Annotated in this window: 17 protein-coding genes; 10 read left to right on the top strand and 7 right to left on the bottom strand. The window is 36.1% G+C overall.

What is annotated here, in order from left to right; all coding sequences use genetic code 11:
- Positions 1-106: 106 nt before the first annotated feature.
- The 3 genes from AC57AW_RS15920 (at position 107) to ychF (ending at position 3,783) form a co-directional block, all read left to right on the top strand.
- Positions 107-1,723, top strand: coding sequence for a glycoside hydrolase family 10-like protein (locus AC57AW_RS15920; protein ID WP_496352662.1), 1,617 nt, complete (start codon positions 107-109; stop codon positions 1,721-1,723).
- Between the two features lie 237 nt (positions 1,724-1,960).
- Positions 1,961-2,512: a ferritin gene (locus AC57AW_RS15915; protein WP_496352661.1), complete on the top strand. Its 552-nt coding sequence runs from the start codon at positions 1,961-1,963 to the stop codon at positions 2,510-2,512.
- 179 nt (positions 2,513-2,691) lie between these two features.
- The gene (gene ychF / locus AC57AW_RS15910) at positions 2,692-3,783 is read left to right on the top strand and encodes a redox-regulated ATPase YchF (RefSeq protein WP_496352660.1); all 1,092 of its coding nucleotides are present in this window, start codon (positions 2,692-2,694) and stop codon (positions 3,781-3,783) included.
- A gap of 447 nt (positions 3,784-4,230) precedes the next feature.
- Here the strand turns inward: ychF and AC57AW_RS15905 are convergent, their stop codons facing one another.
- Genes AC57AW_RS15905 through AC57AW_RS15895 form a run of 3 tightly spaced genes read right to left on the bottom strand, consistent with a single transcriptional unit; the run spans position 4,231 to position 4,853 of the window.
- Positions 4,231-4,392: a hypothetical protein gene (locus AC57AW_RS15905; RefSeq protein ID WP_223600919.1), complete on the bottom strand. Its 162-nt coding sequence runs from the start codon at positions 4,390-4,392 to the stop codon at positions 4,231-4,233.
- A gap of 41 nt (positions 4,393-4,433) precedes the next feature.
- Positions 4,434-4,631 carry a hypothetical protein gene (locus AC57AW_RS15900; protein ID WP_496352659.1) on the bottom strand — a complete coding sequence of 66 codons (198 nt, stop codon included), beginning with the start codon at positions 4,629-4,631 and terminating at the stop codon, positions 4,434-4,436.
- A 30-nt stretch (positions 4,632-4,661) separates the two neighbouring features.
- Positions 4,662-4,853 carry a hypothetical protein gene (locus AC57AW_RS15895; protein WP_318845441.1) on the bottom strand — a complete coding sequence of 64 codons (192 nt, stop codon included), beginning with the start codon at positions 4,851-4,853 and terminating at the stop codon, positions 4,662-4,664.
- A 231-nt stretch (positions 4,854-5,084) separates the two neighbouring features.
- Here AC57AW_RS15895 and AC57AW_RS15890 point away from each other — a divergent pair, with 231 nt between their 5' ends.
- The 6 genes from AC57AW_RS15890 (at position 5,085) to AC57AW_RS15865 (ending at position 10,530) form a co-directional block, all read left to right on the top strand.
- Entirely contained in the window at positions 5,085-6,110 is a 1,026-nt protein-coding gene (locus AC57AW_RS15890; protein ID WP_496352658.1) for an SDR family oxidoreductase, read from the top strand.
- Position 6,111: 1 nt separating this feature from the next.
- Positions 6,112-6,765: an NAD-dependent epimerase/dehydratase family protein gene (locus AC57AW_RS15885; protein WP_496352657.1), complete on the top strand. Its 654-nt coding sequence runs from the start codon at positions 6,112-6,114 to the stop codon at positions 6,763-6,765.
- Positions 6,762-7,892 (top strand): MBL fold metallo-hydrolase, encoded by a 1,131-nt coding sequence (locus tag AC57AW_RS15880; RefSeq protein ID WP_496352656.1) that lies wholly within the window; start codon positions 6,762-6,764, stop codon positions 7,890-7,892. Before AC57AW_RS15885 ends, AC57AW_RS15880 begins: the two co-directional genes overlap by 4 nt.
- 6 nt (positions 7,893-7,898) lie before the next feature.
- Positions 7,899-8,678: a helix-turn-helix domain-containing protein gene (locus tag AC57AW_RS15875; protein WP_318845445.1), complete on the top strand. Its 780-nt coding sequence runs from the start codon at positions 7,899-7,901 to the stop codon at positions 8,676-8,678.
- A gap of 59 nt (positions 8,679-8,737) precedes the next feature.
- Positions 8,738-9,676 (top strand): helix-turn-helix domain-containing protein, encoded by a 939-nt coding sequence (locus AC57AW_RS15870; protein WP_496352655.1) that lies wholly within the window; start codon positions 8,738-8,740, stop codon positions 9,674-9,676.
- A gap of 89 nt (positions 9,677-9,765) precedes the next feature.
- Positions 9,766-10,530, top strand: a complete 765-nt coding sequence (locus AC57AW_RS15865) for an SDR family NAD(P)-dependent oxidoreductase (RefSeq protein WP_496352654.1) — start codon at positions 9,766-9,768, stop codon at positions 10,528-10,530.
- Positions 10,531-10,617: 87 nt separating this feature from the next.
- Here AC57AW_RS15865 and AC57AW_RS15860 read toward each other — a convergent pair whose 3' ends face one another.
- From AC57AW_RS15860 to AC57AW_RS15845, 4 genes are all read right to left on the bottom strand, one after another.
- Positions 10,618-10,794: a bacteriocin gene (locus AC57AW_RS15860; protein WP_318845448.1), complete on the bottom strand. Its 177-nt coding sequence runs from the start codon at positions 10,792-10,794 to the stop codon at positions 10,618-10,620.
- Positions 10,795-11,196: 402 nt separating this feature from the next.
- Positions 11,197-12,348 (bottom strand): methionine aminotransferase, encoded by a 1,152-nt coding sequence (locus AC57AW_RS15855; protein WP_496352653.1) that lies wholly within the window; start codon positions 12,346-12,348, stop codon positions 11,197-11,199.
- A gap of 132 nt (positions 12,349-12,480) precedes the next feature.
- Positions 12,481-13,206 (bottom strand): LytR/AlgR family response regulator transcription factor, encoded by a 726-nt coding sequence (locus tag AC57AW_RS15850; protein WP_496352652.1) that lies wholly within the window; start codon positions 13,204-13,206, stop codon positions 12,481-12,483.
- Positions 13,175-16,033 carry a sensor histidine kinase gene (locus AC57AW_RS15845; protein ID WP_496352651.1) on the bottom strand — a complete coding sequence of 953 codons (2,859 nt, stop codon included), beginning with the start codon at positions 16,031-16,033 and terminating at the stop codon, positions 13,175-13,177. The genes AC57AW_RS15850 and AC57AW_RS15845 overlap by 32 nt, the downstream gene beginning before the upstream one ends.
- Before the next feature lie 219 nt (positions 16,034-16,252).
- Here AC57AW_RS15845 and AC57AW_RS15840 point away from each other — a divergent pair, with 219 nt between their 5' ends.
- A complete protein-coding gene (locus AC57AW_RS15840) occupies positions 16,253-18,139 on the top strand; it encodes a DNA topoisomerase IV subunit B (protein ID WP_318845454.1) in 1,887 nt (628 codons plus the stop codon).
- Positions 18,140-18,170: the final 31 nt, after the last annotated feature.

Genomic DNA, 18,170 nt, shown 5'->3' with positions numbered 1-18,170 from the left:
AAGCCTCGATTTTCGGGGCTTTTTTTCTGTGTCAATTCATTAAAATGCTTATTTTGGCATAATAATCTCTGAAAATAAAAATAAATTTTAAAGTAGTTTTGTGACTATGAGAATGAATAAATTGAAACTTATCGTTTTATTGGGTGTTTTTGCATCTTATACTACCTCATGTTCCGTTCAGAACAATGTTGTAAAAACACCTTCCACGAAGAATCCGACAAAACCCACCAACAATACAACTCCACCCAAAGTACCTGTTGTAACAACAAAACCCGCTACAGGAACTACAGCTTCAAATGAAGATAATTTCAGAACCAATCTTCCGGAAATCAAAAGAGAATTCCGTGGAGCCTGGATCGCGAGTGTAGCCAATATCAACTGGCCTTCAAGAAATGATCTTACCGTAGAGCAGCAGAAAGCAGAAGCAATCAGTATGCTTGATATGTTGAAAGATAACAATTTCAATGCAGCTATTTTCCAGATCAGACCTTCTGCAGATGCCCTTTATACAAGTAGTATCGAACCATGGTCTTACTTTCTGACGGGTCAGACAGGAACAGCTCCTTCTCCGAACTATGATCCACTTCAGTTTTGGATAGAAGAAGCCCACAAAAGAGGATTGGAACTGCATGTCTGGTTAAACCCTTACCGTGCACACCATACCAACGGTGGTGCCGTGAATAATCTTTCAATGGCCAATAAACTGTCCGATATTGTTTTAAGATTAAAAAATGGAATGTATTGGTTTGATCCGGCCAATCCGAAAACACAAGGTCACGTATCCAATGTGGTGAGAGATATTGTAAAAAGATATGATATAGATGCCGTACACTTTGATGATTATTTCTACCCTTATGCAACCTATAACAAAGGAGCTGATTTTCCTGATAACGCAAGCTGGAATGCTTATGTAAGCAGTGGAGGTACCTTGTCCAGAGCAGATTGGAGAAGAGATAACGTTAATAAATTTGTAGAACGGATCTATAAAGAAATCCACGCAGAAAAAAATAATGTAAGATTCGGAATCAGCCCGTTCGGAATATGGAAACCCGGATATCCTGCGGGAGTTGTAGGCTCTTCACAATATGACGAGTTGTATGCAGATGCTAAATTATGGTTAAATAAAGGCTGGATAGATTACTTTTCACCACAGCTTTACTGGCCTATAGACTCCAAAGGGCAAAGCTTTGAAGCGCTGTTAAGCTGGTGGCAGTCTGAAAACACAATGAACCGTCATTTATGGCCGGGATTGAATACCGTTGAGATCAGAGTGTCAGATCGTCCGACAGAGATTAAAAATCAGATTGCAATCTCCAGAAATATCCTGAAAAATGATGCCGGAGAAATTCACTGGAGCATTGCCGGACTTACCAAAAATCCTAATATGCTTCCTGCTTTGAAAAACGGACCGTACAGTGAAAAAGCATTAGTACCAAAATCCCCATGGATAAAAGCCGTGCCATTGCAGACTCCTACATTGTTTATTGCAGATAACGGAAGTTTTGCACAGACAAGCTGGAGTACAAAAAATGCTGCTGATGTTTTTCAGTGGGTTCTTTTTACTCAATACAATGGAGTATGGCAAACCGAAATTTTAACGCTGGATACGCTTTCAAAAGACATTCCTAAATTTAAAGACGGTAAAAAACTAAGTGCAGTTGCTATAAAATCGATCGACAGACTAGGAAATGAAAGTGATTATATTGCCAGAAAGATTAAATAGCTTTTGAAACAAAAAGTTTGTCATTACGAACCAGTAATGTTAAGCAATCTCAATCATAACGATAAAACCCAATTCTGAACAGAATTGGGTTTTATTTTAGAATAACTATAAATTAATAACTTAAAATAATGATTTTCAATTAAATAACAAATTAAAATAAATAATAAAGTTGACAATATAAATTGCATCGGAATCATTTTTGCATGATTCATCCCATAATCACCAAAATATAACATTATGAATACTAACAGACTTTCCACCAACATGGAAAAAGCACTTAGTGACCAAATGAATAAGGAGATTCATGCATCACACATTTTTTTATCTTACGGAATTTGGGCCGATGACAAAGGCTATCAGGGAATTGCCAACTTTCTTTACCGCCACGCCCAGGAAGAAAGAAATCACTCAATCAAATTCATGGAATACATTTTAAACAGAGGCGGGAAACCAAAAGTAGACGCTATTCCAGCTCCTCCGGCAGATCCGGAAAATCTTACAGCCTGTTTTGATGGCGTTTTTAAGCATGAAGTTGACAATACAACTGCTATTTACAGAATTGTAGATCTTTCCATGGAAGAAAAAGACTGGGCCACATGGAATTTCATGCAGTGGTTTGTACAGGAACAGATTGAAGAAGAAACATTAGCTCAAAACTTAATTGATAAATTGAAAATTGCGGGTGGCGACAGAGCTACTGACGAATCTTTATTTACTTTAGATAAAACTTTACAGGAAGCGCCGAATGATGTACCGCTGGCTCAGAATGCCACAGGAGACAATCCATAGAACAACCGGTGAATATGAACCTTTTTTAAATCTGTCAGAATATTGACAGATTTTTTTATTATGAAACTCTCTCAAAAATCACTATCTTTGCACACTCGTAATTCAAGGTTCAGAGTTCAATATTTAAAGTTGGAGAAACCTTGGGTTGCCCCTAAACCTTAAACTTTGAATTTTACAATATGAAATGTGGAATCGTAGGCCTGCCGAATGTAGGTAAATCAACTCTTTTTAACTGTTTGAGTAATGCAAAAGCTCAATCAGCAAACTATCCTTTCTGTACTATTGAACCGAACTTAGGAACGGTTTCTGTACCAGATCAGAGATTGTTTGAACTGGAGAAAATCGTAAATCCTGAGAGAGTTTTACCCGCTGTAGTTGAGATTGTTGATATTGCAGGTCTTGTAAAAGGAGCCAGCAAAGGAGAAGGATTGGGGAACCAGTTCTTGGCTAATATCCGTGAGTGTGAAGCAATTATTCACGTTTTAAGATGTTTTGATAACGGAAATATCATCCACGTTGAAGGTTCTGTAGATCCTTTAAGAGATAAAGAAATTATTGATATCGAGCTGCAGCTGAAAGACCTTGAAACAGTAGGGAAAGCAGTTGAAAAAGCTAAGAAATTCATCAAATCAGGAAAAAAAGAAGATATTCTTATTTTTGAAACACTTCAGAATTTACAAAAATTCCTTGAAGATGGTAAAAATGCAAGAGAATTTGCTGCTGATGATTTTGCAAAGTCAATTATCGGAGAAGTTCAGTTGCTAACCAATAAGCCTGTACTTTACGTTTGTAATGTAGATGAAAATTCTATCAAAAACGGAAATGACTGGATTGGTAAGATTGAAGAAATGGCTAAGAATGAAGGTGCAGAAGTAGTTGTATTAGCAGCACAGATAGAAGCCGACATCAATGAGCTTGAAACTTTTGAAGAAAGAGAGATCTTCCTTGAAGAATTAGGTCTTACAGAGCCGGGAGTTAACCGTTTGATCAGAAAAGCTTACGATCTTTTAAAACTACAGACCTATTTTACTGCTGGAGTGAAAGAAGTAAGAGCATGGACTATCGGACAGGGATGGACAGCTCCACAGGCTGCTGGAGTAATCCACACAGATTTCGAAAAAGGATTTATCCGTGCAGAAGTAATCAAGTATAACGATTATATCCACTACGGATCTGAAGTAAAAATCAAAGAAGCCGGAAAACTTTCTGTAGAAGGTAAAGAATATGTAGTACAGGATGGAGACATCATGCACTTCAGATTCAATGTATAAGAAAATATTAAAGTTCGTTTATAATAAAAAACGTTTCCATGTATTTGGGAGCGTTTTTTGCATTCATATACAGTTCAATAAAAAACTGCTCACTAAAGCAGAGAGCAGTTCTGTTATTTTATCCTTAAAGCGGAATACCTATTTCAAATCGACATTTTGGCTCTATACAATACAAAGAGATACTAATACAGTTGCCAACCATATCTGTACATTTTAGCTCTGCACTCTGACACTGGAGCTCCATGCACGTAAGGCCGACCTGAGTGCATATACCATTGTACATACATATTTTTTTTCCTCCAGCTACTGTTTTCAATTCTTTCTTACTTAGTTTTTTTCCGTTCTCTAACGTTTGTTTTTTCATGGTCATTAATTAAATCAGGTATTAGTTCTTTTTTGTAGTTTAAAAAAGCCCTTCTTCATATGAAGAAAGGCATTGTATTGATATTATTCAATCTCAATGATTGGCTGACATTGTAATTCTGCGCAGGCAAGTGAATACTTCTTACAAGTAAGATCCGGTAGAAGACACATTTCTTTTCCGCCGGTAATGACTCTTAATTGCTTTTTATTCAATTTTTTTCCGTTGGTTAAATTTTGATTTTTCATAATGCTTAATTTTGGGTTTAGTGAAGTATTTTATAAAAATCTTAAGGTTGTGGTCGGCAGATTTTTTGTGCACAACCTACAGAAATGGTAGTACAGTTTCTGATGTCTCCGGGTGGGTAGGTTTCACAAGGAAATTCAGTACATAGAATAGGTTCCATACAGTTTAGCATTCCCCCTTGAATAGACATTAGTTCTTTTTTGTTAAGCCTTTTGCCTTTGTTTAGATCTAGTTTTTTCATAGTATTTTATTTATGATATAATTTTAAATACTATAGCTGTGGTCTGCATTCTTTTTGCGCACATTTTGGAGAAATAATAGTACAACCGTATGGATCTGAAGAAGGCTCACAAGGAGGGTTAGGACATAAAACTGGTTCGATACAGTTGATAAGACCTCCTTTAATTGTAATTAATTCTTTTCTGTTTAATTTTTTTCCGCTTTGATTGATTTGACTTTTCATTGATTTGATTTTTAATGGGTTAGTTTTGACGAATGTAAGAAAAATAAATGAAGTATATCACTGTGTTTAGAAAAAAATAAAGAATTATTTGAATAATGTGTAATAATATTGATTATTAGATTTAAATTGAATTAATAAATATGTGAACTTTTCAACACAATAAGAATGGACTTTTCAATACATTAATATGGTTTTATATTTTGGAAATTTGCCCTATTAATACTTCAGAAAATGGAAAATAAAGAAACTGTTTTAGTTACCGGAGGATCAGGTTTCATAGCCTGTTATTGTATGATTGCCCTTCTTAATAACGGGTATAAAGTAAGAGCTACACTTCGCTCACTTACCAAGTCAGGATTGGTAAAAAAAATGCTGCAGGAAGGAGGAATCAACTCCTTTGACGATTTATCTTTTGCAGAGGCAGATTTAGAAAACGAAACAAGTTGGGAAAAAGCAGTTGAAGGCTGTCAATATGTTATTCATACCGCTTCTCCAACCCCCCATACCGATGCAAAGACAGAAGACGATTTTGTGATTCCTGCTAAAAACGGAGTGCTGTTTGTACTGAGAGCAGCCAAAAAAGCAGGAGTAAAAAGAGTTGTTCTCACTTCAGCTTTCGGTGCTATAAGCTATGGTACATCGAAGAAAACGCCATATACCGAAGAAGACTGGACGGTAATAAATGATACTGTAGCACCTTATCAGCGTTCTAAAACCATTTCAGAAAGAGCAGCATGGGATTTTATTCAAAGTGAAGGCAATGGTATGGAACTTTCTGTAGTGAATCCAACAACTGTGATGGGACCTGTTTTATCAAGTGATTACGCCCATTCTATTCAGATAATAAAGCAAATGCTCAATGGAGAAATGAAGGGATGCCCAAAACTCATTACCGGTTTTGTAGACGTTAGAGACGTTGCTGACCTTCATCTAAAAGCATTAAGTATGCCTGAAGCCAATGGCCAGCGTTTTATTGCCGTAGCAGGAGAAGCTCTTTCTATGTTGGAGGTAGCTGCTGTTCTTAGAAGGAATTTAGGGAAAGCGGCAGACAAAGCTCCTACCAAAGAATTACCTAGTTGGATGATCAGAGTATTGGCTGTTTTTAATCCGAAATTAAAAATGATTGTTCCTCACTTAGGACTGGTAAAAAGAGCAAGCAATGAAAAGGCAAAACGTTTATTAGGATGGAAGCCAAGAAATGCTGAAGAAGCAATATTAGCAGCAGCGGAAAGTTTAATCAAATTCAATCAGATTTAAAATGAAAGTTATTATTACAGGAGCAACAGGATTAGTAGGTGAAGGTGTTTTGCTGGTTTGTTTGCAAAATCCGGAAGTTACAGAAGTTTTAAGCATCAGCAGAAAACCGGTCACTCATAAGCATAATAAGTTGAAAGAATTGATTGTAAAAGACTTTTCAGAGATAAAAAGTCATGCTGCTGAAATTAAAGGATTTGATGCATGTTTTTTTTGTGCAGGGTCAAGTTCTGTTGGCGAAACAGAAGAAACATTTACCAAAAAGACCTATGATTTTGTAGTTCCGTTTGCAGAAGCTTTGTCTCAAATTACTTCCGGGATGACATTTATCTATGTCTCCGGAAACCGAACCGACAGTACAGAGCAGGGCAAAGTAATGTGGGCAAGAGTAAAAGGGAGAATAGAAAATGCTTTGCTTAAACTTCCTTTTAAAGCTGTATATAACTTCCGACCAGGATTCATGAGCCCTGTAAAAGGACAGAAAAATGTCCGTTTTATTTACCGTATTTTTGATGTACTTTCACCATTATGGTACTTGGCGGTTCCCAACTGGATCTGTAAAATGGAAGAAGTGGGGTTAGCTATGATTCACTGTGTTTTCAAAGGATATCCTCAATCTGTTCTGGAAGTAAAAGATATTAAAATATCAGCACGATGAAAACATTTTTAAAACTGTTGAAAAGAATATTAATTGCCTTACTATGTCTCATACTGATGACGGTTTTTATAATCTGGTTTTATATGGGCAAGCCACAATTTGGGGCATTACCCGAAGGAAAAAGATTAGAACAGGTCAAAAAATCAATCCATTATAAAAATGGAAGATTCAGAAATCTGGAAGAAAAGCCGACGATTACTGAAGGATACAGCATGTTAGGCGAAATATGGAGATCTTTGACCAAAGAATATCCTCATACAGAACCCACTGATGTTTTACCTTCCATAAAAACAGACCTGAAATCAATCCCTATAGACGAAAATGTAATCGTATGGTTTGGGCATTCCTCTTTCTTTTTGCAGCTGGATGGAGTTAAAATTTTAGTAGACCCTATTTTCAGCGGCAAAGCATCACCATTGCCCTGGGGAGTAAAAGCGTACAAAGGAAGCGATATTTATACGGCAGATGATATACCAGAGATTGATTATATGCTGCTTTCCCATGATCATTACGATCATTTGGATTATGAAACGGTAAAAGCACTTCAATTCAGAGTAAAACATGTTGTTTGCGGTCTGGGAGCAGGAGCCCATTATGAAAGATGGGGCTATACAAAACAGCAGATTATCGAAAAAGACTGGGGCGAAAAAGTACAGGTAAAGCCCGGTTTTACCATCTTTGCTGAAAGTACGCATCATGATGGAGGAAGAGGTTTTAAAAGTTCACAATCCCTATGGTTGTCATTTTTCATTCAGTCATCTGCAATGAATGTTTACTATAGCGGAGATGGTGGTTACAGTGGCCGTTTTAAAAAAATAGCTGAAAAATATCCTGCTATCGACTGGGCGATCATGGAATGCGGACAATACAATAAAGCCTGGCAGTCTGTGCATGAATTACCTGAAGAAGTGGCGTTGGCTGCGGCAGAATTAAAAGCCAAAAATATGCTTCCTGTTCACCATTCCAAATTTACCTTAGCAAGGCATCCGTGGAATGAACCCTTAGAACGTATTTCAAAACTGTCACAAACAAAATCTTATCGTCTTGCCACTCCCATGATTGGCGAGAAAGTAAAATTAAATGACGGTACACAGCAATTTAAAGAATGGTGGAAAAATATAAAATAATGTACAATGAAAATAACTGAGATAAAATCCTGTTTTGTGGGGCCTGCAGTTTCACCGGAACAATTTATAGCTGAACATTTCTTTTTATTTTTGGTGAAAGGAACCATGAACGGCTATGATGGTAACAGACATTACGTTCTTAAACCTGGTGACAGCTGTATTGTACGTAAAAACCGCCTGGCCCGCTATAACAAGCAGAAAGACAATAATGAATTTGAAAAAGTAATTTTTATTTTTGATGAAAAGTTTTTAATAGATTTCCATAAAAAGCACAGCGTTTCCTTTCAGAATCATCAGTCAAAAGAAGCTTTTATTTCGATAAAAAAAGATCCGTTGATCAATAGTTTTTTGCTTTCATTAGAGCCTTATTATACAGAATCCGGACAGATAAACAATGCATTTTCAGACTTAAAAAGAGAAGAGTTGTTACTTATTCTCCTACAGCTGCATCCTGAATTATCAGATACGCTTTTTGATTTCGGTGTTCCGGGACGATTAGATCTTGAAGAATTTATGCAGAAAAATTATAAGTTTAATGTCAATCTGGAGCGTTTTGCATTCCTTACAGGACGGAGCTTATCTGCTTTTAAAAGAGATTTTAAAAACATATTTAATGAAACACCCAACCGTTGGTTAATCAAAAGGCGGTTGCAGGAAGCGAGATTTCTTATTGAAGAAAAAAAACAGAGACCATCTGATATTTATATTGATCTCGGATTTGAGGATCTGTCGCACTTTTCATTTGCTTTTAAAAAAGAGTTCGGAATTCTGGCGAGCAATTTGTAATATATTCAAACCAGACTATTTGATAAGTTTGTATATTTGAATTTTACAAATCATCTGTCATGGAAAAAGTAGCACACACTTCACTGGAAGATTTTTACAGAGAGATGGCCGCCAAATTAGGTAAAGATCTCGAAAGTATTTTTCCCAAAGGACTGCATAAAGATATTGGACACTTTAATGTTTTCGATATTGCCCAAACGCTTGAAAGAGCAAAGGCTACTTCCGAAATGCCTTATAACAGAAGAAAATACTATAAGATAAGTTTTATAAGAGGAAAAAACAGGGCAGAATACGCGGATAAAGTAATCTCAATAAAACAGAACGCCTTATTATTTGCTACTCCAAAAGTTCCTTATCATTGGGTGCCTGAAGATCCTGACCAGTCGGGGAGTTTCTGTGTATTTACAGAAGACTTTTTTATTAAAGATAAATCTTATTACAATCTTGAAGATCTTCCTATTTTTAAGCCCGGAGGAGTGCCTGTCTTTGAGATTGATGACGATCTTGCGGAAGAGATTGAAAGCCTTTTTAAAAAAATAAAAAAAGAGATAGATTCGGATTATGTTTTTAAATATGATCTGATCAGAAATTATGTTCTTGAACTCATTCATTATGGGCAGAAATTACAGCCAGCCACCAAAATATCCGCATCAAATGATGCTTCTATGAGAGTGGTTTCTCTATTTATAGAGCTGTTGGAAAGACAATTTCCTATAGAGTCCTGGGATCAGAGACTACAGCTGAAAACTGCGAAAGATTATGCAGAGAGATTGGCAGTTCATGTCAATTATTTAAATAAAAGATTAAAAGAAAGCACCGGAAAAACGACTACGGAATTTATTGCTGACCGTATCATTCAGGAGGCGAAAATACTCTTAAAGCAGACCAGATGGAATGTTTCAGAGATATCCTATGCCCTGGGTTTCGAAGAAATAGCCCATTTTTCTAATTTCTTTAAAAGGAAAACTTCCTTTACCCCGTTAGAATTTCGTTCCTGATTTGAATTTTGCAAATTTCAGATTGATTCAAGCAAACACTTCAGTCTGAAAATATCCCAACTTTGTACCATCAAAATAATCAAAATAAAATGAACACAAAAACAAATATCGCATTGGTAACCGGAGGAAGCCGTGGATTGGGAAAGAACTCAGCACTGAAAATTGCTCAAAAAGGATTAGACGTCATCATTACTTACAGAAGCAATAAAGAAGAAGCTGAAGCTATTGTGGACGAAATAAAAGCAATGGGAAGGAATGCCGCTGCTTTTCAACTGGATACAAAAGACATTAAAAGCTTTGATGCCTTTGTAAAAGACGTTACGGACCACTTACAGGAAAATACAGGAAATACTCATATTGATTATCTGATCAATAATGCAGGAACAGCTTTATACTCACCCATTACAGAAGTGACGGAAGAACAGCTGGATGATGTAGTAGACATCCATTTCAAAGGAGTGTTTTTCCTGACTCAAAAGTTTTTGCCATTCATCAATGATGGAGGAGGTATTATCAACATATCTTCAGGACTGGCAAGATTTGCAACACCAGGATCTTCTGTTTATGGATCCATAAAAGCTGGAGTAGAGATGCTCACAAAATATATGGCCAAAGAATTAGGATCAAGAAAAATCAAGGCTAATGTTGTGGCTCCGGGAGCTATTGAAACAGACTTTGGAGGAGGAAGAGTGAGAGATAATGAAGAGATCAACGCTGCAGTAGCGGGTGCTACAGCCTTGGGAAGAGTAGGACTTCCCGATGATATCGGTGGTGTGGTAGCATTCCTTTGTACAGAAGATGCACGATGGATAAACGGACAGAGAATTGAAGTTTCAGGAGGAATGTTTTTATAACATTTTGATGGATCATCATTAAAATAACTGGGCCGGCTCAAAATGAGCCGGCCCAGTTATTTTTTTCGGTTTCTTTAGGCTTATTTATTATTCAACAGCTTCAAGAGGTTCTGGCAGCTGGCATTTAAGCTCTTTGCATCCAGGCCCTGTGTATATGCAATATCCTGAAGAATTGGTACATCTTACATTGCCCAAACCTCCATTGATTGTACTTAATTCTTTTTTGTTTAATTTTTTTCCTTGTGAGAAGATTCTCTTTTTCATGATTTTGATATTTAATGGATTAGTTATTTTATAAATATATGAAAATCAATGATAATAATTATTATTTAAAATAAGTATTATAAAAATCAATAGATCACACAGAGTTATATTTAAAAATCTGCGGGATATACAATATATTATAGTTTGAAAACATAGATTCTTCACTACGCTCAGAATGACAAAAGGTCCGTTGAAATATCCGCATCATTTTTAGAGAAATACAATTTTATCGGAGATAAAATCTTTGCGCCTTAAAGCGTTTGCTTATAAAGTTCCTTTGCGTCTTCGCGTTTTCCAATATTAAATTCACAACTTCTGATGAGATTACTTTGCTTTGCTCGCAATGACAATGGAGAAAAAATCTTCGTGGCTTAGCCTTTCCTACAAAACTACAAAAAATTATTACGATATCCTTGATAAATTTTCAAGAGCTCTCTCTAATGTTTCTTGTTTTTTTGCAAAACATAGCCTGATCACATTTTCATTCAGCTTATTTTTATAAAACGAAGAAAAAGGAACACTCGCCACCTTATGATTGATTGTAAGTTCAGATGCAAAATCAAAATCGCTTTTATCCGAAATCTTATCATACTTTACCGCCTGAAAATAAGTTCCCTCACAATCCAGCAGTTCAAAAGACGTTCCTGAAAGACCCTTTCTCAGAAAATCTCTTTTTTCCTGGAAAAATTGATTCAAATGAGTATAATGTTCATCATTTTTCATGTATTCTGCCAGCGCAAGCTGAATAGGAGTATTCACACAGAAAACGTTGAATTGATGCACTTTTCTGAATTCATCCGTTAAAATTTTTGGAGCAGCACAATAGCCTACTTTCCAGCCGGTAACATGAAAAAGTTTTCCGAAAGAAGCAACAAGAAGACTTCTTTCTTTCAATTCCGGATATTTACAGATGCTTAAATGCTGCTTTCCGTCAAAAACAATATTTTCATACACTTCATCACTTAAAATAAGAATGGAAGTTCCTTTTACCAGCTGAATAAGCTCTTGTATATCATTTTCTGTCAGGATTTTTCCGGACGGGTTGTTGGGATTATTCAGAATAATCATTCTGGTTTTGTCGCTGACAAGATTTTTTACAGCTGTCCAGTCGATTTCATAATCCGGAGCTTTCATTTCAAAACGTTTTACAATACCTCCGAAAAGCTCTACAGTAGGTTCATAACAATCATAAGCCGGTTCAAAAATAATCACTTCATCCTCTTTTTTGATAAAAGAAGCAATAGCTGTGAATATAGCCTGAGTTCCGCCTGCTGTAACTGTTATTTCAGAGTCGGGATGATAGATTGCGTGATGACTGTTCTCAATTTTTCGGGCAATTTCTTCCTTCAGACCAATCATTCCTCCCAGTGGGGCATATTGGTTAAAGCCTTTTTTAATAAAGTGATCCACATGATTCAATAATTCAGGATCAGGCATAAAATCCGGAAATCCCTGAGAAAGATTGATCGCCTCATTTTCGTTGGCAAGTTGAGTCATTTGACTGAAAATAGTAGTTCCTACATTGGAAAGTTTTGATAAAGGAAGTTGTATCATAAAAACAGTTTTGTTGATCGAATTTAATGAAATATTTAAGACAGATTAAACTTATAAAAATAAAAATTAGGCTGAGATAGGTTTAAGGATGAATTTGTGGATAAAAATGATTTTAAACATGTGTTTGGTTTTTTAATCCAGATATCCTATCCTGTGAAGGAAATCATTTTTTTTGCGGACAGAAACATCCAGTACAGAATGATCAGCCATTACTACCTGGCCGCCTTTCCCTTTGATGTATTCTTTAAGATGAGACAGGTTGATAAGATGCTTATGATGGATTCTGAAAAAACTGTATTTTGAAAGCTGTTCCTCAAATTCATGAAGCGTTTTGGAAACAATAATCTTGGTCTTATCTGTGAAATAAAATGTGGTATAGCTGGAATCTGCTTCACAGCGAATGATTTCGTTGATGTCTGTGAGTTTAAAACCCTGCAGTGTCGGAAGGCTTATCTTATTGTTCTGAAGACTTGTCGTATTTTTAGTTTTCCTGATGCTTTCCAGAACTTTATTCACCGCAATAATGAATTCCATTTTTTTGATTGGCTTCAAAAGATAATCGGCAGCTCCGTTTTTAATGGCCTGAATTGCAAAATTTTCAAAAGCGGTAATAAAAATAATCTTTGAATCAACTTCTCTGAATTTTGACAGAAGATCAAATGCAGTTCCATCTTTCAGCTGAACGTCCAGAAAAAGAATGTCGGGTGAGTTTTTGGAAAGGTAAATATAGGCTTCCTCAACGCTGGCTGCCTGGTGGGTGTTCTCTATTTCTGGAAATTCATTCTCCAGCAGCAGGGAAATATAATCTCTTCCATCCTGTTCGTCATCAATGATGCATGCCTGTATTTTGGTTTTCATAAGGTGTAATATAAAGTGTGATTTGGGTTCCCGGTCTTTTTTCTTTCTCCTGAAGATCGGTTATTTCTAATAGGATATTAGTCTCAAAAAGCTGCCTGAATGTTTCAATTCTCTTTTCAGATAGTTTTACGCCAAAAGAATCTGCTTTGGAATGGCTCTTTTTTCCAATGCCTGTACCGTTGTCTTCAATAGTCACACAGAGAGCGGTTCCGGTATGTTGAAACAACACTTCTATATTTCCTTTTCTATCCTGAAGATTTGCTATACCGTGTTTTATGGCATTCTCTACAAAAGGCTGAATGAGAAGAGAAGGAACGGCCCAGCTGTCATTTACATTTTCAGTAATAGTGATTTTATAATCAAAAAGATCTTTCAGACGCAGTTTTTCCATATTCAGGTATAAGGATAAATATTCTGCTTCTTCTTTGATGGGCATAAAAGTTTTTTCTGAGTAATGAAGCGTTTTCCGGATCATTACAGAAAAGGTATCAAGATAGTTCTCCGCTTCATTATAATCTTTTTTATACAGTAAAAAATGAATAGAATTGAGACAGTTATAAATAAAATGAGGGTTAATCTGCGCTTTAATGGCCTGAAGTTCCAGCTCTGCAATTTTCTTTTCATAATATAAAGTCTCCAGCTTTTTGTTTCTCTTTTTCTGAAGATAAAATGTGATGAGCATAGATAATGCAGCTGCTCCAATGAATACAAGAAGCAGTTTAAACCACCATGTTTGCCAGAATGCAGGTTTGATCTCAAAATGCAGATTGGTAGAAGCATCCGACTTTCTTCCATTGTATCCTAACCCAAAAATTTTAAAAGTATAATCTCCGGGTGGAATAGAATTGAAAGTAATATTCGGGGAACTGCCGGTTTGCCAGTCTTCACTTAGTCCCTCAACTTTATATTGATAGTTTATTTTTCCCTGTGAAGCAAAATCCGGAAAACTTACATTGAAGGTTAAACTGTTGTCCGGAGTCTTACCCGTTAACGGTATGTCAAGATCAAAAAAATGTTTATTCCCGATCTTTACAGAATTAATGATTACTTTTTTATGAATAGATTCCTGCTGGCTCAGCAGGTTTTTAACAGAAAGAATACCCAGTCCTTTTGATGTGGCTGTATAAACGGTATCTCCGGAAATAACACATCCAGCGACAACATTTGAGGGAAGACCATCTATATGGGTGAAATTATTGATTTTTAATTTTTTATCTTTAAATTCAATTCTGCTAAGACCATAATTGGTACTCACCCAGAAAACTTTTTCATTCTCTATTTCTATTTTTTTGATCTGTCTTGTTGGAAGACCATCGCTTTCCGTAATTTTTTTGATTACCCTGGAATTATTAAACAAGATGATTCCGTTAAGATTGGTTGCACCCGCATAAAGATTATCACTAAGTTTTTTAATATCTGTAAAATAATACCCTTCCAGGAACGGCTTTTTCTTTTGTGTGGCAGTATTCAGCTTATAAAGGTCTTTAAATGTTCCGGCAAAGATGCTGTCTTTAGTATAAGGTAATGCTGTATAAATCCGGTCACCCATCATCAGCTGTTTGTAGGATTTTGTATGATAATTATAGGCAATAAGACCTTCTAAAGTACAGAAAAGTACAGATCCTGAAGTATAAGGTACCATATTTTTAATAACCTTTCCTTGTAGAATTTGCTTTTCTCCTGTCATGGTATTATACAGGAGAGGATTTCTGGAAAGCCCGAAAATAATAGTATTTCCATCAGAAAAAACGGCTTTATTTTCCATTTGTGAATTTCCACCCAAATGAATATCAGTGATGACGCCGTTATGATAGATACCGCCTTTTCCTTTATTATAGCCGAGATAGATTCGGTTTCCGTTTTTAGTAATAGCAGTAATATGGGATGAATTGTTCTTAACAGGAAAATGAATGTAATTTCTGAAAAACAGGTCCGAAATAAAAAAAAGACCGTTGTTTCTGGTAGAAAACCAAAGATTGTTGTCCATATCAGCGAATACATCATGGATAATGTAGCCGTCCATCAATCTAACATAGTCTGATAGGCCTTTTTCTTCCATGAAAGAATTCTTGAAATAAAGAACGCCCCCATTTTCAAGACAGGCCCAGATCCGGGAGTTTTTATCAAAGGCCAGACGGTGTATGTTTTCGGAAGCTGTATAGGACGCAATTTTTTTAAAATGGAACTGATGATTGACTTTGTATACATCAATTGTTCTCCCGTTTTTTACAATAAAAAAATCACCTTTCCTTGTTACCATCGCATTTTTTTCGATCGAAATATTGCAGACTGTTTTTTTTCGGGTGAAAATATTGTAGACTTCTATATTCTTCTTTTTATCTTTATCAGAAATGTAAAGAAGTCCGTTGGCCATATTCAAGTCGAAAGCAAAATAAGAATCCGAAGTATTCTGATTGAGAAAAAGAGGTATTGTCGTGATTTTTTCGTTTTTGTAAACCAATATATTTTGGGGATTGTCACCCTCATACAGATAGAGTGTATTTCCGTTGATGTGACTGAGAGTAGTATAATTAAATTTTATTTTTTTTAATTCTGGATTGCGGTCTGAATTAATGATTTTACCTTTCTTCAGATAGGCGAAATCATTAAGGAAAGAAATAATAAACATTCCATTGCCGGGAATTGAGAAGCTATTCAGAATCTCAATGTTTTTTAATCCGTTTTTACTTCCGAATTGTTTGAATTCTGTTCCGTCAAACCTGAAAAAACCATTGTCACTTCCTACATAAATAAATCCGTCTTCATCCTGGCTGAGTCCATAGGTATATGAGCTGTTGAGACCGTCTGCTTCACTATAATGTACCATTCCAGGAATTTGAGCATTACATAATGAAACAGCAAGTATAATGAATGAAAATATGCAAGAGGTTATTACTTTTTTCACATTTAGTAGAATAATTGTGAAAATTATATAATTTGATTGATAATATAGCAATGTTTTTAGGGAAATATTAAAAAAAACAAACTAAAAAATTCGGATAATTTTATACAATTTTGTACTTTTGTATGTTTGCTGAAATCATATATGTCACAAGAAATAAATCCAACCTATTCAGAAGATAATATCAGAACCCTCGATTGGCAGGAACATATCCGTCTGCGTCCCGGCATGTACATCGGGAAGCTTGGTGACGGGTCTTCCGCTGATGACGGTATTTATATTCTGCTTAAAGAAATCCTGGATAACTCCATTGATGAGTTCAGGATGAGATCAGGTAAAAGAATCGAAATAAAAGTGGATGACGGAAAAGTTACAGTTCGTGACTTTGGACGTGGAATCCCGTTGGGAAAAGTAGTAGACGCTGTTTCCAAAATGAATACCGGAGGTAAGTACGACAGTAAGGCGTTCAAAAAATCTGTAGGATTGAATGGGGTAGGTACCAAAGCGGTAAATGCACTCTCTGAGTATTTCAGAGTACGTTCTTTCCGTGACGGGAAAATGAAAGCAGCAGAATTCTCCCAAGGGCTTATTAAAGAAAACTTTGAAGAAAAGGAGACTTCTGATAGAAACGGTACTGAAATTTCCTTCGTTCCGGATAGCGATATTTTCCTTCATTTCAAATACAGAAAAGAGTATATCGAAAGAATGCTCCGGAATTATGCATACCTGAATCCGGGACTGAAAATTCTTTTCAACGGAGAAACCTATTTCTCTGAAAATGGTCTTAAAGATCTCCTTGAAGAAGAACTGGAAAGTGAGACTCTTTATCCTATTGTTCATTTGAAAGATGAAGATATTGAGGTGGCCATCACCCATACCGACAAATCTCAGATGGAAACCTACTTCTCATTCGTAAACGGACAGAATACCACACAAGGAGGAACCCACCTTAATGCATTCCGTGAAGCTTATGTAAAGACGATTCGTGAGTTTTTTAATAAAAGTTTTGAGGCTTCTGATATCAGAAAGTCTATCATTGCTGCTATCTCAATCAATGTAGAAGAACCGGTTTTCGAATCCCAGACCAAAACAAAGTTAGGGTCTAATGATATGGGACCTAACGGACCTACGGTAAGAACATTCATCATTGATTTTCTAAAAAGCAAACTGGATAATTTCTTACACAAGAATCCGGAAATTGCGGAAGCCATTCAAAGAAAAATTTTGATTTCCGAGAGAGAGAGAAAAGAACTTTCCGGAATCCAGAAACTGGCTAGAGAAAGAGCTAAAAAAGTGTCTCTTCACAACAAAAAACTTCGTGACTGCAGACAGCATTATAACGATCAGAAGGCCGAGAGAAAAGGAGATACCCAAATCTTCATTACCGAGGGAGATTCTGCATCAGGGTCTATCACAAAATCCAGAGATGTAGAAACACAAGCCGTATTCTCACTGAAAGGTAAACCATTGAACTGCTATGGTCTCACCAAGAAAGTAGTGTATGAAAATGAAGAATTTAACCTTCTTCAGGCGGCTTTAAATATTGAAGAAAGTCTGGAAGACCTGAGATACAACCAGGTGATTATTGCTACCGATGCCGATGTTGATGGGATGCACATCCGTTTGTTGATGATTACTTTCTTCCTGCAATTCTTCCCGGATCTGATTAAAAACGGACACCTTTATATTCTTCAGACCCCTTTGTTCAGGGTGAGAAACAAGAAAGAAACAAGGTATTGCTATTCAGAAGCCGAAAGAGTAAAAGCATTAAATGATCTGGGGAAAAATCCTGAAATCACACGATTCAAGGGATTAGGAGAAATTTCGCCGGATGAATTCAAGCATTTTATCGGTAAAGATATCAGATTGGAACCTGTAGTATTAGGGAAAGATCAGACCATTGAACAGCTTCTGGAGTTTTACATGGGAAAAAATACTCCGGACAGACAAACTTTCATCCTTGAAAACCTTGTTGTGGAAGATGATACTGATATTGCTAAAAAAGAAATCCTGGATGAAGTAGAAAATTAGACCTTATACCCGTTTGCGGGACCAACACAGA

It is taken from the genome of Chryseobacterium sp. BGA-UO-ETr-SB22, assembly GCF_059567885.1.
Note: the sequence above shows the minus strand (reverse complement) of the source record. Positions and strands in the feature narration are given on the sequence as shown.

Excerpts from the sequence above, each read along its gene's own strand:
- AC57AW_RS15890 (WP_496352658.1), top strand. The coding sequence starts at position 5,085 with ATGGAAAATAAAGAAACTGTTTTAGTTACCGGAGGATCAGGTTTCATA.
- ychF (WP_496352660.1), top strand. The coding sequence starts at position 2,692 with ATGAAATGTGGAATCGTAGGCCTGCCGAATGTAGGTAAATCAACTCTT.
- AC57AW_RS15865 (WP_496352654.1), top strand. The coding sequence starts at position 9,766 with ATGAACACAAAAACAAATATCGCATTGGTAACCGGAGGAAGCCGTGGA.
- AC57AW_RS15895 (WP_318845441.1), bottom strand. The coding sequence starts at position 4,853 with ATGAAAAGTCAAATCAATCAAAGCGGAAAAAAATTAAACAGAAAAGAA.
- AC57AW_RS15855 (WP_496352653.1), bottom strand. The coding sequence starts at position 12,348 with ATGATACAACTTCCTTTATCAAAACTTTCCAATGTAGGAACTACTATT.
- AC57AW_RS15840 (WP_318845454.1), top strand. The coding sequence starts at position 16,253 with ATGTCACAAGAAATAAATCCAACCTATTCAGAAGATAATATCAGAACC.
- AC57AW_RS15880 (WP_496352656.1), top strand. The coding sequence starts at position 6,762 with ATGAAAACATTTTTAAAACTGTTGAAAAGAATATTAATTGCCTTACTA.
- AC57AW_RS15860 (WP_318845448.1), bottom strand. The coding sequence starts at position 10,794 with ATGAAAAAGAGAATCTTCTCACAAGGAAAAAAATTAAACAAAAAAGAA.
- AC57AW_RS15845 (WP_496352651.1), bottom strand. The coding sequence starts at position 16,033 with ATGGTACATTATAGTGAAGCAGACGGTCTCAACAGCTCATATACCTAT.
- AC57AW_RS15850 (WP_496352652.1), bottom strand. The coding sequence starts at position 13,206 with ATGAAAACCAAAATACAGGCATGCATCATTGATGACGAACAGGATGGA.
- AC57AW_RS15870 (WP_496352655.1), top strand. The coding sequence starts at position 8,738 with ATGGAAAAAGTAGCACACACTTCACTGGAAGATTTTTACAGAGAGATG.
- AC57AW_RS15900 (WP_496352659.1), bottom strand. The coding sequence starts at position 4,631 with ATGAAAAAACTAGATCTAAACAAAGGCAAAAGGCTTAACAAAAAAGAA.
- AC57AW_RS15875 (WP_318845445.1), top strand. The coding sequence starts at position 7,899 with ATGAAAATAACTGAGATAAAATCCTGTTTTGTGGGGCCTGCAGTTTCA.
- AC57AW_RS15915 (WP_496352661.1), top strand. The coding sequence starts at position 1,961 with ATGAATACTAACAGACTTTCCACCAACATGGAAAAAGCACTTAGTGAC.
- AC57AW_RS15905 (WP_223600919.1), bottom strand. The coding sequence starts at position 4,392 with ATGAAAAATCAAAATTTAACCAACGGAAAAAAATTGAATAAAAAGCAA.
- AC57AW_RS15885 (WP_496352657.1), top strand. The coding sequence starts at position 6,112 with ATGAAAGTTATTATTACAGGAGCAACAGGATTAGTAGGTGAAGGTGTT.
- AC57AW_RS15920 (WP_496352662.1), top strand. The coding sequence starts at position 107 with ATGAGAATGAATAAATTGAAACTTATCGTTTTATTGGGTGTTTTTGCA.